This is a genomic window from Roseovarius sp., assembly GCF_027019125.1.
Classification (GTDB): domain Bacteria; phylum Pseudomonadota; class Alphaproteobacteria; order Rhodobacterales; family Rhodobacteraceae; genus Roseovarius.
Genome location: NZ_JALUXE010000004.1, coordinates 56,104 through 78,747, shown reverse-complemented (window position 1 = coordinate 78,747; position 22,644 = coordinate 56,104). Strand labels below are relative to the sequence as shown.

The 22,644-nt window shown below is 63.1% G+C and carries 26 protein-coding genes; 15 read left to right on the top strand and 11 right to left on the bottom strand.

The window, feature by feature from the left end; genetic code table 11:
- Positions 1-62: 62 nt before the first annotated feature.
- The 6 genes from MVC20_RS02990 (at position 63) to MVC20_RS02965 (ending at position 5,141) form a co-directional block, all read left to right on the top strand.
- Positions 63-677, top strand: coding sequence for a 50S ribosomal protein L21 (locus MVC20_RS02990; protein WP_297538301.1), 615 nt, complete (start codon positions 63-65; stop codon positions 675-677).
- Between the two features lie 11 nt (positions 678-688).
- Entirely contained in the window at positions 689-958 is a 270-nt protein-coding gene (rpmA, locus tag MVC20_RS02985) for a 50S ribosomal protein L27 (protein WP_297538299.1), read from the top strand.
- Positions 959-1,144: 186 nt separating this feature from the next.
- Positions 1,145-1,684 (top strand): GNAT family N-acetyltransferase, encoded by a 540-nt coding sequence (locus tag MVC20_RS02980; RefSeq protein ID WP_297538297.1) that lies wholly within the window; start codon positions 1,145-1,147, stop codon positions 1,682-1,684.
- A gap of 35 nt (positions 1,685-1,719) precedes the next feature.
- The gene (gene obgE, locus MVC20_RS02975) at positions 1,720-2,763 is read left to right on the top strand and encodes a GTPase ObgE (RefSeq protein ID WP_297538295.1); all 1,044 of its coding nucleotides are present in this window, start codon (positions 1,720-1,722) and stop codon (positions 2,761-2,763) included.
- Positions 2,751-3,857 carry a glutamate 5-kinase gene (gene proB, locus MVC20_RS02970; protein ID WP_297538293.1) on the top strand — a complete coding sequence of 369 codons (1,107 nt, stop codon included), beginning with the start codon at positions 2,751-2,753 and terminating at the stop codon, positions 3,855-3,857. Before obgE ends, proB begins: the two co-directional genes overlap by 13 nt.
- A gap of 18 nt (positions 3,858-3,875) precedes the next feature.
- On the top strand, positions 3,876-5,141 hold the full coding sequence (locus MVC20_RS02965; protein ID WP_297538291.1) for a glutamate-5-semialdehyde dehydrogenase: 1,266 nt from the start codon (positions 3,876-3,878) through the stop codon (positions 5,139-5,141).
- Here MVC20_RS02965 and MVC20_RS02960 read toward each other — a convergent pair.
- Positions 5,101-5,730: a histidine phosphotransferase family protein gene (locus MVC20_RS02960; RefSeq protein WP_297538289.1), complete on the bottom strand. Its 630-nt coding sequence runs from the start codon at positions 5,728-5,730 to the stop codon at positions 5,101-5,103. The two genes, MVC20_RS02965 and MVC20_RS02960, sit on opposite strands and share 41 nt — an antisense overlap.
- 25 nt (positions 5,731-5,755) lie before the next feature.
- On the opposite strand from MVC20_RS02960, the gene MVC20_RS02955 reads away from it, so the two are divergent.
- The 3 genes from MVC20_RS02955 to MVC20_RS02945 all read left to right on the top strand — a co-directional run bounded on the left by MVC20_RS02955 (position 5,756) and on the right by MVC20_RS02945 (position 7,644).
- Entirely contained in the window at positions 5,756-5,938 is a 183-nt protein-coding gene (locus MVC20_RS02955) for a DUF3553 domain-containing protein (RefSeq protein WP_297538287.1), read from the top strand.
- Between the two features lie 108 nt (positions 5,939-6,046).
- Positions 6,047-6,814, top strand: coding sequence for a GNAT family N-acyltransferase (locus MVC20_RS02950; protein WP_297538285.1), 768 nt, complete (start codon positions 6,047-6,049; stop codon positions 6,812-6,814).
- 20 nt (positions 6,815-6,834) lie between these two features.
- Positions 6,835-7,644, top strand: a complete 810-nt coding sequence (locus tag MVC20_RS02945; RefSeq protein ID WP_297538283.1) for a lysophospholipid acyltransferase family protein — start codon at positions 6,835-6,837, stop codon at positions 7,642-7,644.
- A gap of 9 nt (positions 7,645-7,653) precedes the next feature.
- On the opposite strand, the gene MVC20_RS02940 is transcribed toward MVC20_RS02945, so the two are convergent.
- A complete protein-coding gene (locus MVC20_RS02940) occupies positions 7,654-8,274 on the bottom strand; it encodes a thiamine phosphate synthase (RefSeq protein ID WP_297538281.1) in 621 nt (206 codons plus the stop codon).
- A gap of 180 nt (positions 8,275-8,454) precedes the next feature.
- On the opposite strand from MVC20_RS02940, the gene MVC20_RS02935 reads away from it, so the two are divergent.
- Genes MVC20_RS02935 through MVC20_RS02920 form a run of 4 tightly spaced genes read left to right on the top strand, consistent with a single transcriptional unit; the run spans position 8,455 to position 13,951 of the window.
- On the top strand, positions 8,455-9,867 hold the full coding sequence (locus MVC20_RS02935) for a YcjX family protein (protein ID WP_297538279.1): 1,413 nt from the start codon (positions 8,455-8,457) through the stop codon (positions 9,865-9,867).
- Positions 9,864-10,310, top strand: a complete 447-nt coding sequence (locus tag MVC20_RS02930) for a GNAT family N-acetyltransferase (protein WP_297538277.1) — start codon at positions 9,864-9,866, stop codon at positions 10,308-10,310. The genes MVC20_RS02935 and MVC20_RS02930 overlap by 4 nt, the downstream gene beginning before the upstream one ends.
- A complete protein-coding gene (locus MVC20_RS02925; protein ID WP_297538275.1) occupies positions 10,307-11,308 on the top strand; it encodes a TIGR01620 family protein in 1,002 nt (333 codons plus the stop codon). Before MVC20_RS02930 ends, MVC20_RS02925 begins: the two co-directional genes overlap by 4 nt.
- A 3-nt stretch (positions 11,309-11,311) precedes the next feature.
- A complete protein-coding gene (locus MVC20_RS02920; RefSeq protein WP_297538273.1) occupies positions 11,312-13,951 on the top strand; it encodes a DUF2339 domain-containing protein in 2,640 nt (879 codons plus the stop codon).
- Here MVC20_RS02920 and MVC20_RS02915 read toward each other — a convergent pair.
- Positions 13,948-14,535, bottom strand: a complete 588-nt coding sequence (locus tag MVC20_RS02915) for a nucleotidyltransferase family protein (protein WP_297538271.1) — start codon at positions 14,533-14,535, stop codon at positions 13,948-13,950. The genes MVC20_RS02920 and MVC20_RS02915 overlap by 4 nt on opposite strands.
- The gene (locus tag MVC20_RS02910) at positions 14,535-15,341 is read right to left on the bottom strand and encodes an ABC transporter permease subunit (protein ID WP_297538269.1); all 807 of its coding nucleotides are present in this window, start codon (positions 15,339-15,341) and stop codon (positions 14,535-14,537) included. Before MVC20_RS02910 ends, MVC20_RS02915 begins: the two co-directional genes overlap by 1 nt.
- A gap of 71 nt (positions 15,342-15,412) precedes the next feature.
- Between MVC20_RS02910 and MVC20_RS02905 the strand changes: the two genes are divergently transcribed.
- Positions 15,413-16,294 carry a WYL domain-containing protein gene (locus tag MVC20_RS02905; RefSeq protein ID WP_297538267.1) on the top strand — a complete coding sequence of 294 codons (882 nt, stop codon included), beginning with the start codon at positions 15,413-15,415 and terminating at the stop codon, positions 16,292-16,294.
- 23 nt (positions 16,295-16,317) lie between these two features.
- Here MVC20_RS02905 and MVC20_RS02900 read toward each other — a convergent pair whose 3' ends face one another.
- From MVC20_RS02900 to MVC20_RS02875, 6 genes are all read right to left on the bottom strand, one after another.
- Entirely contained in the window at positions 16,318-17,199 is an 882-nt protein-coding gene (locus MVC20_RS02900) for an ABC transporter permease subunit (RefSeq protein ID WP_297538265.1), read from the bottom strand.
- Positions 17,200-17,257: 58 nt separating this feature from the next.
- Positions 17,258-17,971, bottom strand: coding sequence for a transporter substrate-binding domain-containing protein (locus MVC20_RS02895; protein WP_297538263.1), 714 nt, complete (start codon positions 17,969-17,971; stop codon positions 17,258-17,260).
- Positions 17,972-18,002: 31 nt separating this feature from the next.
- Positions 18,003-18,779 carry an ATP-binding cassette domain-containing protein gene (locus tag MVC20_RS02890; protein ID WP_297538261.1) on the bottom strand — a complete coding sequence of 259 codons (777 nt, stop codon included), beginning with the start codon at positions 18,777-18,779 and terminating at the stop codon, positions 18,003-18,005.
- A 122-nt stretch (positions 18,780-18,901) separates the two neighbouring features.
- Positions 18,902-19,657, bottom strand: a complete 756-nt coding sequence (locus MVC20_RS02885) for a PhnD/SsuA/transferrin family substrate-binding protein (protein WP_297538259.1) — start codon at positions 19,655-19,657, stop codon at positions 18,902-18,904.
- Entirely contained in the window at positions 19,654-20,094 is a 441-nt protein-coding gene (locus MVC20_RS02880) for a TerB family tellurite resistance protein (RefSeq protein ID WP_297538257.1), read from the bottom strand. The genes MVC20_RS02885 and MVC20_RS02880 overlap by 4 nt, the downstream gene beginning before the upstream one ends.
- Positions 20,095-20,136: 42 nt before the next feature.
- Positions 20,137-20,574, bottom strand: a complete 438-nt coding sequence (locus MVC20_RS02875) for a TerB family tellurite resistance protein (RefSeq protein ID WP_297538255.1) — start codon at positions 20,572-20,574, stop codon at positions 20,137-20,139.
- 144 nt (positions 20,575-20,718) lie between these two features.
- On the opposite strand from MVC20_RS02875, the gene MVC20_RS02870 reads away from it, so the two are divergent.
- Positions 20,719-21,294: a hypothetical protein gene (locus tag MVC20_RS02870; RefSeq protein ID WP_297538253.1), complete on the top strand. Its 576-nt coding sequence runs from the start codon at positions 20,719-20,721 to the stop codon at positions 21,292-21,294.
- A gap of 9 nt (positions 21,295-21,303) precedes the next feature.
- Here the strand turns inward: MVC20_RS02870 and MVC20_RS02865 are convergent, their stop codons facing one another.
- Entirely contained in the window at positions 21,304-22,611 is a 1,308-nt protein-coding gene (locus MVC20_RS02865) for an HlyC/CorC family transporter (RefSeq protein ID WP_037271396.1), read from the bottom strand.
- Positions 22,612-22,644 lie beyond the last annotated feature (33 nt).

Below are 22,644 nucleotides of genomic sequence, written 5' to 3'. Positions count from 1 at the left end.
AAGGGCCGAGAACGCCCGGAGCATCCGGGGACCACAGAGCGCGGAGAGAAAAGGAAGAGCCCATGTTTGCGGTCCTCAAGACCGGTGGCAAGCAATACAAGGTGTCGTCGGGTGACATTCTTCGTGTTGAGAAACTTGCAGCCGATGCCGGTGAAAAAGTTCAGTTCAACGATATCCTGATGCTGGGCGGCGATGCCCCCGTCATCGGTGCGCCCTTTGTGGCGGGTGCGGCCGTGCAGGCCGAGGTCGTTGATCAAATCAAGGCCGACAAGGTTATCAACTTTGTCAAACGTCGCCGTAAGCACGGCTCGCAGCGCACCCGTGGTCACCGTCAGAAGCTGACGTTGCTGCGCGTGACCGAGATCCTGGCCAGCGGTGCAGAATCAACAGGCGTCAAGGCGGCTGTCGGCTCCGGCTCGGTGGCCCCTGTGGTCGAGGCGAAACCCGCCAAGAAATCCAGCGCCAAGGCCGCAGCAGGTGGCGACGACCTCAAGCGGTTGTCGGGTGTTGGCCCCGCGCTTGAGAAAAAGCTTCATGAGGCAGGTGTGACCACCTTTGCCCAAGTGGCCGCATGGACCGAGGCCGATGTGGCCGCGATGGACGAAAAACTGTCGTTCAAGGGCCGGATCGAGCGTGAAGGCTGGATCGAACAGGCCAAAGAGCTGGCTAAAGGCTAAGGAGAGACCAAATGGCACATAAAAAAGCAGGCGGTTCATCCCGTAACGGGCGCGACTCTGACGGTCGTCGCCTTGGCGTCAAGAAATACGGTGGCGAATCCGTAATTTCCGGCAACATCCTCGTGCGTCAGCGCGGCAACAAGTTCTGGCCGGGTCTGAACGTGGGCGAGGGCAAGGATCACACGCTCTTTGCCGTGGCGGAAGGCGCCGTGAAGTTCCACAAGGGCCTCAAGGGCCGCACCTTTGTTTCGGTTCTGCCAGTGGCGGAGGCCGCTGAGTAAGCCGTCCTTAGGGTTTTGACACTAGAGGGGATCGGCGAGACCGCCGGTCCCTTTTCACTTTTGTGGGCTGGAGGAAGGGTTCGCGAGGGTGACATTACTGCACAATTGCGCGACGGAGCCGTTGTGCTTTGGCGGAGAGAGGCCATCTCTTGCCATGATCCTGGCGCTGATCGGAGGAGCAGGCGCATGAAGTACGAGACGATTGTGAACCAGCCGGTGATTTCGGCGGAGCGGTTCGATCTGCGGCCCTTGCGGGTGTCGGATGCAGGTCTGATCGGGATGAATGCCGGGGATGTGCGCGTTGCGCGCTTTACCCGCAGCATTCCGCACCCCCTGCCACCGGGCGCGACCGAGGCGTTGATTGCGCGGGCGCAGGCCGAGGGCCGGTCCGAGGATATCTGGGCCATTGACGGCACCAAGGCGGGTGGCTCCGAGGTGATGGGCCTCGTCAGCCTGGAGCGGGTGGATGACGGCCAATCCGAGATCGCCTATTGGGTGGCCCCGGCCTATTGGAATACGGGTGTCGCGTCGGCGGCGGTCGAGGCGCTGTTGTCGGCCAATCCGCATCGGGCACGGACGATCTTTGCCTCGGTGTTTCAGGACAATGCCGCTTCGGCGCGGGTCTTGACGAATTGCGGGTTTCAGTATCTTGGGGATGCCGAAGCGTTCAGCGTTGCACGTGGCGCCAAGGTCTTGACCTGGACCTATAGTAAAAAGATGATCTGAGGCTCGGACAGGGGCCTTTGCGATAAGGACGGCATATGAAATTTCTCGATCTCGCAAAGGTTTATATCCGCTCTGGCGGGGGTGGCGCGGGCTGCGTCAGCTTTCGCCGGGAAAAGTTCATCGAATTTGGTGGCCCGGATGGCGGGGATGGCGGCAATGGCGGTTCGGTCTGGGCTGAGGCGGTCGACGGGCTGAACACGCTGATTGATTTCCGCTACCAGCAGCATTTCTTTGCCAAGAGCGGCACGCCCGGCATGGGGCGTCAGCGCACCGGGGCAAGCGGTGAGGACATCGTGTTGCGCGTGCCGGTGGGCACGGAGATCCTCGATGAGGATATGGAAACCGTCATCGCCGACATGACCGAGATCGGGCAGCGCGTGCTCTTGGCTCAGGGTGGCAACGGCGGCTGGGGCAATCTTCATTTCAAGACCTCGACCAATCAGGCGCCACGTCGGGCCAACCCCGGGCAAGAAGGGGTGGAGCGCACGATCTGGTTGCGGCTCAAGCTGATCGCCGATGTGGGCCTCTTGGGGCTGCCCAATGCCGGCAAATCGACCTTTCTCGCCGCCACGTCGAATGCGCGGCCCAAGATCGCGGATTATCCGTTTACCACCCTGCATCCCAACTTGGGGGTCGTGGGCGTGGACAACGTCGAATTCGTGGTGGCGGATATTCCCGGCCTGATCGAAGGCGCGTCCGAGGGGCGTGGCCTTGGCGATCTGTTTCTTGGGCATGTGGAGCGCTGCGCAGTGCTGTTGCATCTGGTGGATGGCAGTTCGGGTGATATCGTGGGCGATTATCAGACCATCATCACCGAGCTTGAGGCCTATGGTGGCGGCCTGGCGGAGAAGCCGCGCGTGACCGTGCTCAACAAGATCGACACCTTGGATGACGAAGAACGGGATTTCCTGCGCGAAGAGCTGGAGGCTGCCTGCGGCACGCCCGTGATGCTCATGTCTGCCGTGTCGGGCGAGGGGGTGACAGAGGTGCTGCGCGCATTGCGCGAGCGCATCGACGCGGACCGCCTGCGCCACAAGGTGCGCGACGAGGATGAAGAAGACGCACCGTGGCAACCGTAACCGACGCGAAACGACTGGTAATCAAGATCGGCTCGGCCCTGCTGGTGGACCGGGTCACCGGCAGTTTGCGGGCCGAGTGGCTGGGCGCGTTGATCGAAGATGTCGTTTGGTTGCGGCAGAATGGCACCGACGTAATTCTTGTGTCTTCGGGGTCCATCGCCCTTGGGCGGCGGGTGCTGAACCTGCCGCAGAGCGTGCTCACGCTAGAACAATCGCAGGCGGCGGCGGCCGTGGGGCAAATTCGTCTCGCAGGGGCCTATGACGCGGCCCTGGCCGCGCATGGGCTGACGGCGGCGCAGGTGTTGGTGACGCTCGAGGACAGCACCGACCGGCGGCGCTATCTCAATTCCCGCGCCACGCTGGAGCAGCTTTTGCGTCTTGGGGCAGTGCCCATCGTCAACGAGAATGACACCGTCGCCACAGATGAAATCCGCTATGGCGACAATGACCGGCTGGCGGCGCAGGTGGCGGTGACGGCGGGGGCGGATCAGTTGATCCTGCTCAGCGATGTGGACGGGTTTTACTCTGCAAATCCGGCGCAAGACCCCACCGCGCGACGCTTTGACGTGGTTGCGGCCATCACGCCCGAGATCGAGGCGATGGCGGGCGATGCCGTTTCTGGCCTGAGCAAGGGCGGCATGAAAACCAAGCTGATGGCCGCCAAGACCGCCACGGCGGGGGGCTGTGTGATGGCGATCACGCAAGGCGACGTGTTGCACCCGGTGCGCGCGCTGGATCAGGGGGCCGCGGCGACGTGGTTTCTGGCTCAGGGTGATCCGCAGCAAAAGCGCAAGGCCTGGATCGCGGCGATGAAGCCCAAGGGGCGTGTCACGGTCGATGCGGGGGCGGCGCGTGCGCTGTCGGCGGGCAGCAGCCTGCTTGCGGCGGGGGTCACGGATGTGACGGGCCGCTTTGGCCGGGGTGATCCGGTCGAGGTGGCTGACGAGGCGGGCCGCGTGTTGGGGCAGGGGCTGACCCGCTATGACGCGGCGGATGCGGAGCGGATCAAGCGGCTGCGCTCGGATCAGATCGAGGCGGTGCTGGGCTATCCGGCGCGCGGACCTTTGATGCATCGCGACGATATGGCATTCTGACACGCGGGAGGGCAGCGGATGAAGGATCAGGCAGAGATTACGGCGCTGATGGCCGAAATTGGCGCGCGCGCCCGTGCGGCGGCGGCCGATCTGGCGGTTGCAGATGCCGCGACCAAGCGCGCGGCGCTGGAGGCGGCAGCCGATGCGGTCTGGGACGGCCGGGCCGAGATCATGGCGGCCAACGCGCGCGATCTGGACTATGGCCGCGACAAGGGGCTGTCCGAGGCGATGATGGACCGTCTGGCGCTCGACGAGGCGCGGATCAAGGGGATCGTGGACGGATTGCGCGCCGTGGCGGCGCAGGACGATCCGGTGGGCGAGGTTCTGGCGGAATGGGATCAGCCCACGGGCCTGCATATCCGCCGGGTTCGCACACCTTTGGGCGTGGTCGGCGTGATCTATGAAAGCCGTCCCAATGTGACGGCGGATGCCGGGGCGCTCTGCGTGAAGTCCGGCAATGCGGTGATCCTGCGCGGCGGGTCGGAGAGCTTTCATTCCTCGGGCGCGATTCACGCCTGTCTCGTGGCGGGGTTGCGCGCGGCAGGGCTACCGGAGGATGCGATTCAGCTTGTGCCCACACGGGACCGGGCAGCGGTGCAAGAGATGCTGACCATGACCGACACGATTGACGTGATCATCCCGCGTGGCGGCAAGGGCCTTGTGGGTCTTGTGCAGCGCGAGGCGCGGGTGCCCGTCTTTGCCCATCTTGAAGGCATCGTGCATATTTTCCTGGATGCGGCGGCGGACCCGGCCAAGGCGCTGCGCGTGGTGCTGAATGCCAAGACCCGGCGCACGGGGATTTGCGGAGCGGCGGAATGTCTGCTCATTCATCGCGATATTGTCGAGACCATTGGTCAGGGTGTGATCCGCGCGCTGATCGACGCCGGGGTCGAAGTGCGCGCCGACGCGGCCCTGCAGGGGATCGCGGGCACGGTTGCGGCCACCGAAGAGGATTGGGGGCGCGAATATCTCGACAGTATCATCGCCGTCAGGGTTGTGGACAGCCTGGATGACGCCATCGCGCATATTCGGCGCTATGGGTCCAACCACACCGATTGCATCGTGACCGAGGATGATGCGGCGGCGGCGCGGTTTTTTACCCGGCTCGACAGTGCCATCCTGATGCGCAACGCCTCGACCCAGTTCGCCGATGGCGGCGAATTCGGTATGGGGGCGGAAATCGGGATTGCCACCGGCAAGATGCACGCGCGCGGCCCTGTAGGGGCGGCGCAACTGACCAGTTTCAAATATCTGGTTGAGGCAGATGGCGCCGTGAGAGCGTGACGCAGAACTCTGTTTCGCTGAGCCTGCGTTGAATGGTCAGGCCCTGTGCCGCGAGACAGTGATGCAGGAGCAGGAAATGCACCTGTGCGGGGCTGACCTTTGGCCATGGCCCGCCCGCGTCGAGCGCTTGCCAGAGGTCAGGGTTCGGGGCAAGGCGCGGGGCGGTGGCCGTGACCTGCCACCCGCCGGAGGTTTCGCCAAGCACGATATGACCGCCCTGGGGCAGCGCCTGCTCGACGCAAAGCAGACCAAGCAGCAGAATCTGCGCCGTGGGGCGCGGCAAGTTGCCGGTGATCTGAAGTGCAAGGGCGATGCGCCCCCCCTCGTGCAAGATGCCAAGGATATCGCGCAACTCGTCGGTCCGCGTGGCCTGATCCGCCTCGGCGTGACCAAAAGCCAGCCGAAAAAATCGCACGCGGGCCAATGCCTGGCTTGCCGATGCCGTGACAAGTGCCATTTCCGGCCCTGTCGAAGCCCCGGCAAGGCCCATCAATTCGAGGCCATTGTCGATCGCGCCCAAGGGGCTGACGAGGTCATGGCAGATGCGAGAGGCTATCAAAGCGCCAATAGCATGGGTATGTTGGGGCATTGGACACTCCGGGGTGAGATGCGGCATGACGGATATGAATTCGATACTTGAGCCGGGAATGCTGGTGCGGCATCCGCAGAGGCCGGATTGGGGAACGGGGCAGGTGCAATCCAACATCGGCGGGCGTATCACCGTCAATTTTCGTGAAGAGGGTAAAGTGGTGATTGATGGCACTCGCGTCGAACTGATACCTCTTCTTGATCCCTGATCCGGGTTAGCAAAAGGTTAACAACCGTCGGGCAGTGCGACCAGCGGTATCGTTGCACTTGGCCGTGCTCTTGCCTAAAAGGCGGCGCAGACCCGAGAGGCAAGGCCGATGACCGCAAGCGCCCCCAAGTTCCGTGTGAAGCTGGCCGAAACGCCCGAGGAATTGCGCGCGGCGCAACGTCTGCGCTACGAGGTTTTCGTCGAGGAATTGGGCGGCGACGGGCCGTTGGTGGATCACGCCGCGCGGCTGGAATGTGATCGGTTCGATCCGTTCTTTGATCATCTGCTGTTGCTGGACGATGCGAATAATGGCGCAGTGGTCGGGGTTTACCGCCTGCTTCGCGATGATCAGGCGGCGCGCGCGGGGCAATTCTATTCCGAGGATGAATATGACCTGAGCGCGCTCAAGGCCAGTGGGCGGCGGTTGATGGAGTTGGGGCGTTCTTGCCTCGCGAAATCCTATCGCGGGGGGCCGGGCATGTATCATCTGTGGAACGGTCTGGGTCGTTATGTGACGGATCATGGTATCGAGATCCTGTTCGGCGTGGCTAGTTTTCATGGCACCGACATCGCGGAACTTGCCCCTTCTCTCAGTCTGTTGCATGAGCGGCATCTGGCGCCAGAGGGCTTGCGTGTGCGGGCGCGGGAGGGGCATTTTCAACGCATGGACCTGATCGCTGCCGGGGATCTGGATCGGCCCGCGGCGATGCGCCAGGTGCCTGCGCTGATCAAGGCCTATCTGCGATTGGGGGGATATGTTGGCGATGGGGCCTTTGTGGATCATCAGTTCAACACCACCGATGTCTGCCTGATTCTGGATACCGATCGGCTGAGTGAGAAACAAAAATCAACCTATCAGCAAGGTCTTATGTCTTGAAGTTCAGGTGGAACTCCGACGTGCCACCCGCTGATTTCACGCTGACACCGGGCGGTTGGTTGCGTGCGGGGATGCGCGGGCTGTGCATGGCGCTGGTGATTCTCTTGGGCGTGATCATCACGGTCGCATTGCGCCTGATCGAGCGGCCCCTGCATGGGCTGCACCGTCCCTGGACGCCCTATGTGACGCAATGGGTCTGCTGGGCAGTGTTTCGCATATTGGGCATGGGCCATGAGGTGCAGGGCACGCCGATGCGCGTGCCGGGGGCGGTGGTGGCCAATCATGCCTCGTGGCTGGATATCTTCGCACTCAATGCGCGCAAGCGCGTGTATTTCGTGTCAAAATCCGAGGTGGCGGGCTGGCCCGGCATCGGGTATCTGGCACGTCTGGTGGGCACGGTGTTCATCACCCGTGATCCGAAAGAGGCCAAGGCGCAGACCGATATTTTCGAATCGCGCCTGTTGGCGGGGCACAAGCTCTTGTTCTTTCCCGAAGGCAGCTCGACAGATGGCATGCGCGTTATTCCTTTTAAATCAACGCTCTTTCAGGCTTTCTTCAGCCAAAAACTGGAGCATGCGATGCACGTTCAGCCGGTTTCGGTGATCTACGAATCCCCCAAGGGGCAAGACTCCCGGTTCTATGGCTGGTGGGGCGATATGGATTTTGGCACGCATTTGCTGCGCGTCCTTGCGGTGCGGCGTCATGGCCGGGTGCGGGTGGTCTACCACGCCCCGGCGCGGGTGGATGCCTTTGCGGACCGCAAGACGCTGGCAGCCTGGGCCGAGGCGCAGGTGCGGTCCGGCATGCCCGCAGAGCGCCGGGGGCGATAGGGGCGGGGCTTAGCCCATGGCAGCGATAAAGCGACCAAGAGCTTGGGCCGGATCGTCTTCGCGCCAGATTTCGTCGCCAAAAGCCAGAAAATCCGTCACGGGTGCGAGTTGTTTGACAAGTGCCAGATCAAGAGCGCCCTCGGCGACAACTGGCAATTCGATCATTTGCGACCACCAGTCGAAGACCTCCGGATCGACCTGCTCTCCGGCGTCGAGGGGGCTTGCTCCGACCGGCCCGAAGCTGATGTAGTCCGCTCCCGCCTCACCGGCGGTCATGCCGTCATGGCGCGAGGTGCCGCAGAAACAGCCGACAATGGCGTCTTCGCCCAGTTCCTTGCGCGCGGCGCGGACCGAGCGACCGGCGTCTGGCAGGTGCACGCCGTCGAGGCCGTGCCGCTCGACGAGCATCAGATGACGCTCGATCACCAAGGCCACGTCGCGGGCGTGTGTCACTTCGCGACAGGCATCGGCGGCGCGTGCAATGCGATCCTCGTCACGGCTGGCGAGGCCAAGGCGCACGCAGGCGACAGGATGGGCGTCGAGCACGCGGGCCAGCGTGTCGGGAAAGAGGCTCAACTCGAATTCGGTCGGGGTGATAAGGTAAATCTGCGGCTGCTCGGTCTCGGCCATCGGGGCGCTCCTGCTGGATTTTTGCTCCTATAACGCGGAATTGCGGCGTTGACCATTGGGCTGGTCCGGCTTCTTGTCGGGGTGCTTGCGCCGACGGTCCGGGGACACGGGGGCGCAATTGCCCCTAGCAACCCCTCTGGTGGGTCTCTATCTTGAGGGCAACGGGAAAAGGGGCGGTTCTTGGCAGTAGCAGGCATGGCAGAGGGCGTGGTGCGCGGCATCGAGGGCTTGGGCGACCGCGTGAGCCAAGCGTTCTTGGAGCCGGTAATCCGCGTCGGGGTGACGGGCCTTGCACGGGCGGGCAAGACGGTGTTCATCACCTCGCTCATCGCCAATCTGATGAACCGGGGGCGGATGCCGGGGCTCTTGGCGCAGGGCGAAGGGCGGATTCTCGCGGCCTATTTGCAACCACAGCCTGATGTGACGCTGCCGCGCTTTGACTACGAGGCGCATCTGGCGGCCCTGACCGGCCCCACGCCGCATTGGCCCGAGAGCACGCGCACGGTTTCTGAATTGCGCCTGTCGTTGCGGGTTCGGCCCGCGGGGCTCTTGGCGGGGGTCGCAGGGCCGAGGGTGGTTCATCTCGATATCGTGGATTACCCGGGCGAATGGCTGCTTGATCTGGCGTTGCTGGACAAGAGCTATGATCAATGGGCATCCGAAGTTTTGACACGGATTGCCCCGCGCGCCGAAGCGGCTGGGTATCTGGCACAGGTGGCCAATATGGATGCGGCGGCGCGGTTGGACGAGCCGGTCGCACAGGCGCTGGCCGCAGGGTTTACCGCCTATTTGCAGGCGGCGCGGGCCGCCGGATTCTATGATTGCACGCCGGGGCGTTTCATTCTGCCCGGTGATCTGGCAGGCTCGCCCGTCGTGACATTCGCGCCGCTGCCCGAAGGCAAGGCGGGGCGCGGCAGCCTGCGCGCCGAGATGGCACGGCGCTATGACGCTTACAAGCGCGAGGTGGTGAAACCCTTTTTTCGCGATCATTTCGCGAGGATTGACCGGCAGGTGGTGCTGGTGGACGCACTCGACGCGATCCACAAGGGACCGCAGGCGGTCGAGGACATGCGCCGGGCAATGGCGGATATTCTGGGCGCGTTCCGGCCCGGCCGCAATGCGTTCCTGACGCAATTGCTGCTTGGCCGGCGGGTGGAACGTATCCTCTTTGCCGCAACCAAGGCAGACCATCTGCATCATGCGCAGCACGGGCGGTTGACGGGGATCATGGCCGCGCTCTTGCGCGAGGCGCGCGACCGGGCGGAGTTTGCCGGGGCTAAGACAGAGGCAATGGCCTTGGCCGCGTTGCGCGCCACGGTCGAGGAACGGGTGAGCCACAACGGCGAGATGCTCGATTGTGTGCGCGGGCGGTTGCTAGATACCGGGCGACAGGCGGCGTTCTATCCCGGCGATCTGCCCGAGGACCCCGGTCAATTGCTATCCCCGGCGCGGGCGGGGGCGACCGAGTGGCTGGGGCAGGATTACCGTGTCATGCGCTTTGCGCCAGCGCCGCTCAACCTGCGGCCCGGTGAGGGGCCGCCGCATATCCGGCTGGATCGCGCCGCGCAATTCCTGATCGGGGACAAGCTATGAGAACGGCGCGCGGGCAGCTTTGGCATCTGCCGCAACTGGCTATGATCCTGTGGGGGTTTACCCGTGCGACGCCGTGGTTGCCGCAGGTGCGCAGCCATTGGGACGACCTTCGCGCGCTCTTCAAGGTGATCCGCTGGGGTTGGGTGAGGGTGATCCGCAAGCAGGGTCGCGTGGCCGGATTCGTGGTCCGCGACGGCGATATTCTGCATGCGCTCTACGTGCATCCGCTGCGGCAGGGACAGGGATTGGGCCGGGCGCTCTTGGCCGAGGCCAAGGCCGAAGCAGGTGTATTGCGCCTCTGGGTGCTCGAGGCGAATGCAGCCGCGCGCGCGTTCTATGCCCGGCAAGGCTTTGTCGAGGCCGCGCGCAGCATGGGTATGGGCAATGACGAGGGGCTGCCGGATGTCCTGATGGTCTGGCACGGCAAAGGAGAGAGCGCGTGAGCGGCAACAAGGCAAAGGGGCCGGTTCTGATCGAGATGGACGCGCAGGCCGCCGAGGGGCCAGACCGTGCGCCGCCGGTGCCCGATCTGATGGATCGGCCCGACGGGCGGGCCATGCGGACGGTGATCTCGCGCGGGGCGGCGGGGCCGTCATGGCTGGGGCGGCTTTTCTGGGGCTTGGCGCTTGGCTTGATGGGGGCGGCGGTTTCTGTCGCGGCGTGGGATTTTGCGATGGGCTTGATCGCGCGTGTGCCGGTGCTGGGCTACGGCGTGGCAGCGATGGGCGCGGGCCTCTTGATTGTGGCGGCGATCATCGGGTTGCGCGAACTGGCTGGATTTGCCCGATTGGGTCGGCTCGATACCCTGCGGCGCGAGGCCGGGGCTGCGCGTGCCACCGAAGATCTGGAGGCGGCACGTCGGGTGGTGGCGCGGCTGCGTACGCTTTACGCCAAGCGTCCCGAAGCGTCCTGGGGGCTGGAACGGCTGGCAGAGCGGCAGGAGGAACAATTCGACGCCGAGGCGCTGCTCGGATTGGCGGAAGTCGAGATTCTGGCCCCTCTCGATGCGCAGGCTTTGCGCGAAGTGGAGGTCGCGGCGCGGCAGGTGGCGATGGTCACGGCGCTGGTGCCGCTGGCCCTGGCCGATGTCGTGGGGGCGTTTGTCGCAAATCTGCGCATGATCCGGGCGGTGGCCGAGATCTATGGGGGGCGCGCCGGTGTCCTGGGCAGTTGGCGACTGGCTCGGGCGGTCATGGCCCATCTCCTGGCCACGGGGGCCGTGGCGGTGGGCGATGATATGATCAGCAGCGTGGCCGGTGGCGGCGTGCTCTCCAAGGTGTCGCGTCGGTTCGGGGAGGGCGTGGTTAACGGCGCGCTGACGGCACGCGTGGGCGTGGCCGCGATCGAGGTGTGCCGCCCGCTGCCGTTTCAGCGCGGACGCAGGCCCTCGGTGACAGGGGTGGTGCACCGGGCGTTGACCGGACTTTTCGGGCAGGGGTGATCCATGGATGCACTCGCCGTTCTTTTCGGGCTTGGATTACTGGCGCTCCTCGTGATCGGAGTGCCCTATCTCCTGATTTCGCATTTGCGTCTCAAGGCGCGGGTTGCGCGGCTTGAGGCGGGGCTGGCACAGGCGCGTCCCGAAGCGGTGGCAGAGGTTGCGCCCGTGGTCGAGGAACGGGCTGGTCCCTGGGCCGTTGACCCTGTTGATACGCCAGAGGCAAGTCAGGACGTCACGCCGCCGCGTGCCTTTGTGCTCGGCGCGGGCCGGATGGCGGCGCTGATGGCTTGGGCGCGTGCCAATTGGGCGCTGGCGGTGGCGGGCGTGTCGCTGGCCTTGGCCGGGGTGTTCATGGTGCAATACGGCGTCGAGCAAGGATTGCTCACGCCATTCTGGCGCGTGATGGGCGCGCTGACACTTGGGGCTGCGCTGATTGCTTCGGGCGAGCGGCTGCGGCGGCGCTACGGCGACGAGGCGGCCGGCGCGGTCACCGGGCTGCCTTCGGTTTTGTCCGGGGCGGGGCTGATCGCGCTCTTTTCGGGGGTGCTGGCGGCGCGGGGGCTCTATGATCTGATCGGGCCGGGCGTGGCTCTGGCTGGTCTGGTTGGGGTTGGTACGGGGGCTGTGATCCTTGGCTGGTTCCATGGGCCGGTTCTGACGGCACTTGGTCTTGTGGGCGCGGGGGCGGCGCCATTCCTGGTGGGGGGACAGTCGGACATGCCCGGCGTCCTCTACGGATACTTCGTCGTCTTGGCAGCGGTCGGTCTGGCGGTGGATGCCGCGCGGCGATGGGCCTGGATTTCGGTTCTGGCCTTGGCAATCAGTATAGGTGGCGCAACGTTGCTCTATTTGGCGCAGGCGGGCGCGCTGCTTTACCTCATGTTCTGGGCTATTCTGGGGGTGCTGACCGTGCTGGTACCCGAGGCGCGGGTGGTGCCTCAGCACGCGGGCAATTCGCTGCTGCGCCGGGTACTGGCAGGGGGGAGCTATCCCGACTTCCCGGTCCGTCTTGTGTGGGGGGTGGTGGCTCTGGCAAGCTTTGCCGCTCTCTGGCTGGCACAGGAGGCGCGCGAGGCACTGGTGGTTTGGGGCGCGCTGAGCCTGCTGGCGGGGATGCTGGCGGCGCTGATTCTCGGCACGCGACGGGCCTCGGCGCTGGAAGATGTGCCGGTGGTTCCGGCCGTGGCGACGCTGCTGCTGGTGGCACTCGAAGGATTTGGACAGGGGCCGGTCTGGTCGGCGTTCATGGCCGGGGCCGAGCGATTGCCCGAATCCAAGACGCCGCTAGAGGTGAGTGTGATCCTGACGGGCGGGGCGGTGGTCTCGATCCTTTGTGCGTTTCGAGCGAGATATGCGGCGGGCGCGGTGCCGGTGATCCTCTGGAGCCTTGGCGCGGCGGTTATGGCTCCGGGGGTTGCGCTGATCCTTGAGCTGTTCTGGATCCCCGCCGTGGTGCTCGGGGCCTATGCGTGGGCCTTGCAGGTGATGGCCTTGGCGGCGCTGATGGTGGTGTTTGCGGTGCGTTCGCGCGGGCCGGAGGGGGCAGTCGGTGCGGCGCTGTTCGCGGCGGCGGCCTTGGTGCTGATCACGCTGGCGCTTTTTGTGGTGCTGAGCAAGGCGGCGCTGACGCTGGCGCTCGGGCTGATGATTCTGGCCACGGCGGTGATTGACCGACGGTTCAATCTGCCGCTGCTGGGGGGGCTGGCGCAGGTGGGCGTTGCAGTGATCGGCTATCGGCTGGTGATTGATCCCGGTCTGGTTTGGGCCGTGCGCGAGGCAAGCGCAAGCGATGTGCTCCTGTCGCATCTGGGGCCGTTGGCCCTGCTGGCAGCAGCATGGGGGGCGATGGCGGCGCGCGCCGGGGGTGCCACGCGGGTGGTGATCGAAAGCGCCGTCTGGAGTATCGCGGCGATCTTTCTCAGCGTCGTCTTGCAGCGATGGCTGGGCGGACCGGGGGCGATGGGACATGCGGGGCTTGGTCTGACGGCGGTGGTCTGGCTTGCGTCCAGCGTGGTGCAGCTCTGGCGGTTACGCGCGGGGGGGCGCGTGGTGCGGTGGCTGCGGCTGGCGCTTGGCTGTATCATGGGGGCGGTGGCGCTGGTGACGCTGGTGGCGCAGGCGGTGCTGACCAATCCGCTGGTGCCGCTGCTCTGGCGCAAGGAGTTTGTGAGCGGGCCTCTGATCCTCGATACATTGGCGGCGGCCTATTTGCCGGTGGCGCTGGTCTTTGCACTGGCGGCGTGGAAACTGGATCACCTGCGGCGTTTGCCTCGGCTGGCGTTTGCTGTGGCGGGGGCGGGGTATGGGGCATGGTATCTCGCGCTCGAAATTCGGCGGCTTTGGCAGGGGGATGACCTGAGCGTGCCGGGGGTGAGCGATGGCGAGCTATACAGCTATACGGTCGCGCTTATTCTGATCTCGGTCGTGCTGTTGGGCTTGGCGCTGGTGCGGCGATCCGAGACCTTGCGCCGGGTGGCCATGGCCGGGGTCGCGCTGACCGTGGCCAAGGTGTTCCTGGTGGATATGTCCGGGTTGTCGGGGTTGGTGCGGGTGGCGTCTTTCCTTGGCTTGGGGCTGTCGCTGGCGGGGCTTGCCTGGCTCAACCGGCGCATCGCCGAGCATATGGGCCGCGATGCGGCTTAGGGATTCGCGGCGCGCCATGCCGCCCAAGCCTCGGGCGTGTCAAGGTCGGTTGTGGCATGTCGTCCGGGTAGGGGAACGGGTGTCACGGGATGGGCGCGCAAGAGGTCGCGCGCGCCGGTGTCGCCGGTAACGCGCGTGAGGTCCGGCAAAAGGCGTGCAGGCAGGATGACAGGATGGCCGGGGGTGCCATCTGCATCGCAAGCGCGAAAGATTCCGGAATGATCATTCGTGTGAAGGAGGGTTTGCAAATCCTCTGCCGTCAGGTCTGGCAAATCCGGGAGCAGCACCATAAGGGCGGCCGCATCTTGGGTCATCGCCCAGGCCGCGCCGGTGCGCAGCGAAGCTGACATGCCGGAGGCAGCGTCGGGCACGGGCAAAAGGGTGACATGGAGCCCGTCCAGAGCCGCGCGGCGGGCGGCGTCCTCTGGTGGCAGGGTCACGGCCACGGCGCAGCCCGTGCCAAGGGCGAGCGTCACGCGGTCGCGCAGGAGCGGTTGACCGCGCACGGTTTGCAATAGTTTGTCCTTGCCCCGCATCCGCGACGACGCGCCAGCGGCGGGAACGAGGATCGCGACCCCGCCCATCAGCGGATCAGGTTCACCCGCAGGCTAAGCTTGCGGCGATATTCCTGCGGCAGGTGACGGTTGAGCCGACGATTGATCAGGCCAAAGACGCCGATCACCACCAGCGTGAGCAGGATGAAATAGCCCGCAAGGATCGGGTAGGGTACGAAGGGGTTAAACGTCTTGTCGGCGAAATACTTGGCATAGTAGAGCGCATCGCCGCGCTGTTGCCAGACCGGAAAGCCCGAGAAAAAGACCAGCGTCGTGGCATGAAAGAGAAAGATCGCCTCATTGGTATAGGCAGGCCATGCGAGCCGCAGCATGGTGGGCCAGATGATCCGGCGAAAGCGGGGCCAACCGGAAAACCCATAGGCATCTGCGGCCTCGACATCGCCTTTGGGAATGGACCGCAGCGCGCCATAGAAGATCTCGCCGGAATAGGCGGCCGTGTTGAGGAAAAGCACGATCAACGCGCCAAGCCAGGCCGAGGTCAGGATATCAAAGAAGGGCGAGACCGATTTGAGAGAAAGAAAGAAGAAATAGGCAAAGAAAAACTGGATGAAGAGCGGCGAGCCGCGAAAGACAAAGATGAACCACTCGGACAGTTTGCGGATCACGCGGTTGCGTGAGCCTTTGCCAAGTGCCACGGCAGTCGCGAGGATGAAGCCGCTGACGAGGGCGAACAAGCCGAAATAGATATTCCAGATCAGGCCGGAGCCGATCAGCGTGACCTGCTGGCAGAGGGTGAAATCGCTTTGCGGCAAGAGGCGCTCGCCGATGCCGATGGCGCGCAGCCCATAGGCCTGAATGGTCTCCAGACAGCTCATGCTTGACACCTCAGTTGACAGATGTGCAGCTTAAATTCCATGCGCTTACTTTGATTAAGGGGAACGAGTGAATGAGATTTTTTTCTTGGTTGAGAGGCCGGACGCCGAGCGAAACTGAAGCAGTTACTGTAGTTTTTGAACTTCCACCAAGTGGATTTGTTGACGTCGAACTCGGAATTGACATTGAGCACGAGTGCCGCGAACTCCAGCATGAAAATAACCCAATTGTTCCTCAAACTCGCCGCTATAACTTGGAGCCTCTTTTCCTTGTCATCGACTACCGCGACGCGGGAGATAACTTCAGCCGAAGACGAATAACTACGCGGTGGGTAGAGAACCGCGGGGGAATATTCTATGTCGGTGCGATTTGCCATGAACGAAGGGCTCACAGAACGTTCAGGTTGGATCGAATCGAAGGGGTTATTGATGATGACGGCGTCGTTGAAGACGCACAGCTTCTCATTGGTGAACTGATCGCAGGGGATTCTGGTTACGAGGTTGAACTTACAAGTTTGAAAGAAGATAGCGTCGGTAAATCCAGCTATTCTAGTTCTCCTTACACAATGCTTCGGCGAGAACTCAAAGCAGCGATTGTCGTGCTTTCGGCAGCTGCGCGTGCGGATGATCTGCTTCACATTGAAGAGGTTGATAGGATCATGCAATTTACCGAAACTGAAGCTGAATGCCTTAAGAATGAAGGTGTTCTGGATGTTCTGCCCGGTCTGGACGGCTTTGAGAAACTCGGACGTTTGGTGCGACGAACGCGTCCAACGCAAACGGAATTGGACGAGGCTCTTGCAGAAATAGCGAATTGGCCAATTAAGCGCATTGAGCGACTTTTTAAGGCAGCCGTAGGCGTAGTTCAAGCGGATGGCATCATCACCCAAGACGAGGATGATTTTATCAGAGACATATCCGAATGGTTGGAAGGGTGCGCATCCAAAATGGCTTAGTGTGGTTCGCAAAGGTATGCAGCTCATGCCGCTTTCCTTTGCGCTTCACCGCCGGTCGTGGCCTGCCCGAATGTAAGGCGCTGCATGAGGCGCTCCAGCATGACCTCTGACACGCGGGTGAAGCCGAGATAGAACACCATCAGCCCCAGAAAATACCACATCCGCCAGTCGCCATGCGGATAGTCGGTAAATCGCGGATTGGCCGTGGCGCCGAGTTCGCGCGCCCAATAGACGATATCCTCGACCCCGAGCAGGAAGAGCAGCGGTGTGGCCTTGATCAGCACCATCCAGAGATTGCCAAGACCGGGCAGGGCGTAAACCCACATCTGCGGCACCATGATCCGCCAGAAGGCCTGACGACGGGACATGCCATAGGCCTCGGCGGTTTCCATCTGGGCACGGGGCACGGCGCGCATGGCCCCAAAGAGCACATTCGCGGCAAAGGCCCCAAAGACGATGGCAAAGGTCAGCACAGCAAGGGCAAAGCCGTAGGTTTCATGCACCCATTGCGGGGCTGTGCCGAGGGGGAGTTTCGCGGCCTGACAGACCACAAAGTCATTGCCCTGACGGATCGGTTGGTCCCAATCTGGGCACAGGATCTGATGCCGCGTCCATTCAAACGCCTGATCCAGCGCGATGACGAAAAAGAGAAAGAACGCGATGTCGGGCACGCCGCGCACGACGGCGATATAGGACTTGCCGAACCAGCGCAGGGGGGCCAGATGCGCCCGCGCGGCCATTGCCCCACCAAATCCAAAGGCAAGCGCAGCCGGTGCAGTGATCGCCAGCAGCAACAGAACCGTGCCCACCGCATAGTAAAGTTGCAGGTGTTTGGACGTGGTCAGGTAGCAGGAAATCCACGCAAGACCGTCAAGGCTGGCTGGATCGGAGCAAAAGGCAAACATCGCAAAGAGCCTTGTTGGAGGGGGCGGGGCCGCATTGGACCCCGCCTGTCGGCCAACCTCAGAAGGTCAGGCCGATTTCCCATTTCTCGATCAGGGCGTTCAGGCTGCCATCGTCCTTCATCGACTGAATGGCGGCATCGAACTTGGCCTTGAGTTCGGTGTCGCTCTCGCGCAGGCCCAGACCCACGCCGCCCCCGATCATGACCAGCTCTTCGAGGAGTTCCAGCCCGGCATCCTCTTCGGCCACGGGCAGAAGGAAGGCACGGTCGGCCAGAACGGCATCGGCTTCGCCATTGCGCACGGCTGCGATGGATTCCTCGGGGGTCGCATATTCCACCAGCGTGGCACCGCTGCTGGCCACATAGGATGCCTGAATCGTTCCGGACTGAGCCGCGATCACACCGGATTTCACATCGACATCCGCGGAGGGGGCGAGATAGGCCGAGGGATCGGGCTGGGTATAGTTCTGGGTGAAATCAATCACCTGATCCCGTTCGTCGGTGATCGACATGCCGGCGATGATCACGTCATAGTTCCCGGACACGAGGTTCGGGATGATGCTGTCCCAGTCATTCGTGACCCATTCGCAGGTCAGTTCGGCGCGCTTGCATAGCTCATCGCCCAATTCGCGCTCGAACCCGTCGACTTCGCCCTTGTCGTTGATGAAGTTATACGGAGGGTAGGCACCTTCGGTGCCAAGTCGCACGGTATCGGCCATGGCAAAGCCAGCCGAGAGCGCCAGTGCGGCGGTGGTGAGTAGCAGTTTCTTCATGGTTTTCTCCCTTTTGAGTGGTGGTCTTGCCTCAGTCGCCGCTGGTGGAGCTGAGGAATTGTTGCAGGCGCGCCGATTTCGGTGCGCCAAAGAGCGCGTCGGGTGGGCCTTGCTCCTCGATCAGTCCCTGATGCAGGAACACGACATGGTCGCTGACATCGGCGGCCATTTTCATGTCATGGGTGACGATCATCATGGTGCGGCCCTCGTTGGCCAGATCCTTGATGACGCGAATCACCTCTTGTTCCAATTCGGGGTCGAGCGCCGACGTGGGTTCGTCGAAGAGGAGCGCCTCGGGCTCCATGCAGAGGGCGCGGGCGATGGCCGCGCGCTGTTGCTGGCCGCCGGACAATTGAGCGGGGTAGACATCGCATTTGTCGCCAATGCCCACCTTGTCGAGATGTTTGCGTGCGGCAGCCTCGACCTCGTGCCGGTTGCGGCCAAGCACGGTCACGGGCGCCTCCATGACGTTTTGCAGGATCGTAAGATGCGCCCAGAGATTGAATTGCTGGAACACCATGCTGAGATTCGTGCGAATGCGCAGAACCTGCTTGGGATCAGCGGGGTGGCGGGCCAATCCCGCACCTTTCCAAAGAACCGGTTCGCCCTTGAACAGGATGTCGCCCTGCTGGCTATCCTCAAGCAGATTGGCGCACCGCAGGATGGTCGATTTGCCCGAGCCCGAAGAACCGATGAGTGAGACGACTTCGCCACGGTGGGCGGCAATATCGACCCCCTTGATCACCTCAAGCGCGCCATAGGCCTTGTGCAGGTTGCGGATCTCGATAACCGGGGGCGTGTCGGACAAGGGCAGCTTCCGTTTCGGTGAGTTTTGACGGCTTTGTGACAATAGGGCCGAAAAAATGGGCCGATGCAACTTGCAAAGCGGGCGATTGGGGGGCTGTTTGTGCGAATTGACGTGCCGTTAGCTCAAATCGGAGGCGCAGACAAAGGCGGCGGCGCGGGATTGGGCTGGGCCAGATAATCTGTTGCGGCGATAAAGGTGACGCCCTTTAGCCCAAGAGTTGCGCGCGTGTCTGAGGGGAGCGCCTCGATTGCATGCGCCACCGCCGCGCGCATCGCGTCTGCATCGCGCCCAAGGGCGGTGATATAGGGCAGGGTTGGCGTGGGATTGGTACGGGCCAACACCCGCAGCCCTGTCGTGAACGGGTCATGCGCCTGCATCAACTTCCAGGTAAGCGCGTCGAGCGCCGCAATATCGGCGCCCCCCTCGGCCACGGTCAAGGCAGAGGCGCGGTGCGTGCCGGTGTGGATGGGGGTGGTGAAGGCAAAGCCGCGCGCGGTGGCCCAGTTCTGCGGTGCGGCCCAGCCGGATTGCGACAGGGCATCGTTATAGGCCAGGCGCGCGGTGGCAAACTCCTGCGGGTCAGTGCGGGGATCATCGGCGCGGACGACAAAGACGCTATAGTAATAGCCCGGTGGACAGTCGGGCAAATCCAGCACAGGGCTGCCCACCAGCGTCACCTGGCCATGCAGCCGCGCGCGGTAGGGATAACCGCAGGTCTGCGAGAGCAGGAGATCGGGGCTTTGCCAGTGATTCCAGAGATCGCCTTCGCGGGTCAGATGCTCTGGACCTGTGCCCAAGGCGTCGCGAATTCCCTGCCAGAGGGCATCATTGGCCGCCGCGGTTTCGGGGCGGTCATACATCGGCAGGCTGGCAATCATGTTTGACCCATGATGCGCTGACGGGCGCGGGCACTTTCCTGATCGGTGATGCCCAAAAGGCTGGCCACCAAACGCAACAGCGCGTCCTCATCCGCCTCTCGCACCCCATCGGCCAAGGCCACTTGCCAGAGCGCCTCGATCACGCCGAGACGGTCCTCATGTGGTACTGCATCCTTGATCGCGCGGGTAAAGCGGACAGTGTCGGGTGCCTCGCTCTCGAGATTTTCGGCCTGTTGGCGCAGGGCCTCTGCCTCGGGTTGAGACAGGTTGTAACGGGCTGAGATGATGCGCGTGATGCGGATGATCTCGGCCGCAGCGTAATCTCCATCGGTGCGCGCGACGCGGACGAGGAGGGCACAGAGCGCCAGACGGGCATCACCGCCGGTCAGAGGCTCGGGGGCTGGTTGGATCAGCCGCTTCAGGAAATCTGCAAACATGGCTCTGGTATAGGATGCCATGCGCGGCGCGCCAATGGGGAATTACTGCGCCTCGGCCAAGGCGCGCGCGGCATCGCTATCGGCATGGCTCAGACCCATTGCCTCGCGCGCGGCGTCAATCACGTGCAATTCCTCTGGCTGGCTCGCGCCGTCGGACAACACCACCTCCCACAGAGCCTCGAGCGCGGCAAGGCGGGCCTCGAGGCTGACGGTCTCGCGGATGATATGGCCAAAGCGGTCGGTTTCAGGGGCGGCATGCTCGATCCGCTCCGAGAGGGCGCGCATCTTGGCCGCCTCGACCGGGCCAAGCCCGTAAAGCCGCGCCAAAAGGCGGTCGATCCGTTTGATCTCGGCAAGGTCGTAATGATGGTCGGATTTCGCCACCCGCACCATCAAGGCGGCCAGCGCCAATTTGTCGTCCGGCTCGGGCAGCGGGGCCGGTTTCGGGGAGGAGAAGGAATGCAGAATACGGGTGAGCATGAATCAAGCCTAGTCGCCAAAACCCCGCGCCCCAAGCGAAACTTTTGTGTTTGCCTAATTGGTGTCACAGTTGTTCCGCACAAAACGCACTTTCGCCGCTCACATACACAGTATTGATTTTTCGCTTTAGTTACGGAGCCGATGATGCCGCATGCCAGTCCGTTTGATTGGTCCGCAAGCCCTGTTGCCGAGCAGATCGAGCATTTGCGCGGCCTCTCACCCGAGGCGTTTCATCGAGCGATTGTCGAATACGACTGGAGGCTGGCACCAGAGCCGGTTCTGGGTTGGGCCATGGCGCAGCGCGGCATTGATCTGTGCACGGCGCTTGCTGTGTTTTTCAATGGCGATCCCGGGCGGTTCAATTATATGCCCAAGGCGCATGTTCCCGAGGCGTATCACGGCGTGGCTCGGGTGCTGGACAATATCTGTTTGCGGGTCAACAGCGGCTTTTACCTGATCTATCCCGGCAAGGCCCTGTGCTGTCAGACGCGTTTGTCGGCGTGGCTGAGTTATCAGCAGGCAGATCGCGCCGAAGGGCGGCGGGGCCGCTGGATGCTGGACGAGCGGATTCTGGCACCGATGCTGGAGGATGATCTGCGCCTGCCGCGCGATCCGTCCGCCAAGGACAAGCCACGTCAGAGCCTGTGGCGCGACTTGTTGAGCCCCATCATCGGTCTGGGGGTGGATCGCGACGTTCTCAAGTACAAGGAACCGCGTTAAGCGAGGCTCTCAGAGCTTGCGCACCTTGAGACGCGTGATGCGATTGTCCTTGCGGGCCATGACCTGGAACCGGAAACCGTGAAAGATGAAGACCTGATCGACCTTCGGGATCATCTGGGCCTCATGGATCACCAAGCCCGCCACGGTATTTGCGGCCTCGTCGGGCAGGTTCCAGTCATTGGCACGGTTGAGGTCGCGGATGGTCATGGCGCCATCGACGAGAAACTGATTATCCTCGGTCCGGCGCACGGGATGTTCGGCATCGGGGTCGAATTCATCGGTGATCTCGCCGACGATCTCTTCTAGGATATCCTCCAGCGTTATCAGGCCCTGAAGTGTGCCATATTCGTCCACCACCATGGCGAAATGGCTGCGCATACGCAGGAACTGCCGCATCTGGTCATCCAGCGTGGTGGTTTCGGGCACGAAATAGGGTTTGCGCGCGATGCTGCACACGTCGAAATTCTTGAGCGCCGCCGCCCCGTCCTGCGATTCCGTCACCAGTTTGTGCATGGCGCGCAAGAGGTCCTTGGCGTGGACGACGCCAATGATGTTGTCGGGGTCGTCGCGATAGAGTGGCAGGCGTGTGTGATTGCTCTTGAGGCATTGATCGAGGATTGCATCGGGGTCTGCCTCGGCGTCGATCATCTCGATCCGCGAGCGATGCAGCATGATTTCCTCGACTGCGCGTTCGCCCAGGTCAAGCGCGCCCAGGATCCGGTCGCGGTCTTCCTTTTCCACCACGCCTTCGGATTGCCCCAGATAGAGCGCGCCCGCGATTTCTTCGCGCACCGCAAGAATGTGGCTGTCGGGATCGGTCTGCACGCCAAAAAGCGCCAGAACCCGGCGCACAAACCAGCGCACGGCGGTGACGATGGGGGAAAAGACCTTGATCACCCAGACGATCAGCGGCGCCGTGCGGGCTGCGGCGGCCTCGGCATTGGTGATTGCATAGGTTTTGGGCAGAACCTCGGCAAAGACCAGCACCAGAAGGGTCATCACGAGGGTGGCCAGCGCCACACCGCCTTCGCCAAAGAGGCGGGTGAAGAGCGCGGTGGCCAGCGAGGCGGCGAGAATATTCACCATGTTGTTGCCGAGCAGGACCGATCCGATCAGACGCTCGTTGTCTTCGGTGATCTTGAGAGCTGTTTCCGCTCCGCGAGAGCCCTTTTCAGCCTGCGCGCGCAGTTTTCCGCGTGAGGCGGCGGTGAGGGCGGTTTCGCTGCCCGAGAAATAGGCGGACATCACCAGAAGCAGCACGATCGCGCCACTTGTGATCCAGAATGTAAGGTCGGTTGCGCTTGACGCGGCTTCCATCTCTGTGCGGTCCCTTTTAGTTTACAGGGTTAT

What these genes read in the sequence shown, in the direction of transcription:
- MVC20_RS02910 (WP_297538269.1), bottom strand. Translation starts at nt 15,341, where the DNA reads ATGAGCTGTCTGGAGACCATTCAGGCCTATGGGCTGCGCGCCATCGGC.
- MVC20_RS02865 (WP_037271396.1), bottom strand. Translation starts at nt 22,611, where the DNA reads ATGGAAGCCGCGTCAAGCGCAACCGACCTTACATTCTGGATCACAAGT.
- MVC20_RS02895 (WP_297538263.1), bottom strand. Translation starts at nt 17,971, where the DNA reads ATGAAGAAACTGCTACTCACCACCGCCGCACTGGCGCTCTCGGCTGGC.
- MVC20_RS02955 (WP_297538287.1), top strand. Translation starts at nt 5,756, where the DNA reads ATGACGGATATGAATTCGATACTTGAGCCGGGAATGCTGGTGCGGCAT.
- MVC20_RS02885 (WP_297538259.1), bottom strand. Translation starts at nt 19,657, where the DNA reads ATGATTGCCAGCCTGCCGATGTATGACCGCCCCGAAACCGCGGCGGCC.
- MVC20_RS02915 (WP_297538271.1), bottom strand. Translation starts at nt 14,535, where the DNA reads ATGGGCGGGGTCGCGATCCTCGTTCCCGCCGCTGGCGCGTCGTCGCGG.
- MVC20_RS02940 (WP_297538281.1), bottom strand. Translation starts at nt 8,274, where the DNA reads ATGGCCGAGACCGAGCAGCCGCAGATTTACCTTATCACCCCGACCGAA.
- MVC20_RS02875 (WP_297538255.1), bottom strand. Translation starts at nt 20,574, where the DNA reads ATGCTCACCCGTATTCTGCATTCCTTCTCCTCCCCGAAACCGGCCCCG.
- MVC20_RS02870 (WP_297538253.1), top strand. Translation starts at nt 20,719, where the DNA reads ATGCCGCATGCCAGTCCGTTTGATTGGTCCGCAAGCCCTGTTGCCGAG.
- rpmA (WP_297538299.1), top strand. Translation starts at nt 689, where the DNA reads ATGGCACATAAAAAAGCAGGCGGTTCATCCCGTAACGGGCGCGACTCT.
- MVC20_RS02920 (WP_297538273.1), top strand. Translation starts at nt 11,312, where the DNA reads ATGGATGCACTCGCCGTTCTTTTCGGGCTTGGATTACTGGCGCTCCTC.
- MVC20_RS02990 (WP_297538301.1), top strand. Translation starts at nt 63, where the DNA reads ATGTTTGCGGTCCTCAAGACCGGTGGCAAGCAATACAAGGTGTCGTCG.
- MVC20_RS02900 (WP_297538265.1), bottom strand. Translation starts at nt 17,199, where the DNA reads ATGTTTGCCTTTTGCTCCGATCCAGCCAGCCTTGACGGTCTTGCGTGG.
- MVC20_RS02965 (WP_297538291.1), top strand. Translation starts at nt 3,876, where the DNA reads ATGAAGGATCAGGCAGAGATTACGGCGCTGATGGCCGAAATTGGCGCG.
- MVC20_RS02960 (WP_297538289.1), bottom strand. Translation starts at nt 5,730, where the DNA reads ATGCCCCAACATACCCATGCTATTGGCGCTTTGATAGCCTCTCGCATC.
- MVC20_RS02880 (WP_297538257.1), bottom strand. Translation starts at nt 20,094, where the DNA reads ATGTTTGCAGATTTCCTGAAGCGGCTGATCCAACCAGCCCCCGAGCCT.
- obgE (WP_297538295.1), top strand. Translation starts at nt 1,720, where the DNA reads ATGAAATTTCTCGATCTCGCAAAGGTTTATATCCGCTCTGGCGGGGGT.
- MVC20_RS02950 (WP_297538285.1), top strand. Translation starts at nt 6,047, where the DNA reads ATGACCGCAAGCGCCCCCAAGTTCCGTGTGAAGCTGGCCGAAACGCCC.
- MVC20_RS02980 (WP_297538297.1), top strand. Translation starts at nt 1,145, where the DNA reads ATGAAGTACGAGACGATTGTGAACCAGCCGGTGATTTCGGCGGAGCGG.
- MVC20_RS02930 (WP_297538277.1), top strand. Translation starts at nt 9,864, where the DNA reads ATGAGAACGGCGCGCGGGCAGCTTTGGCATCTGCCGCAACTGGCTATG.
- MVC20_RS02905 (WP_297538267.1), top strand. Translation starts at nt 15,413, where the DNA reads ATGAGATTTTTTTCTTGGTTGAGAGGCCGGACGCCGAGCGAAACTGAA.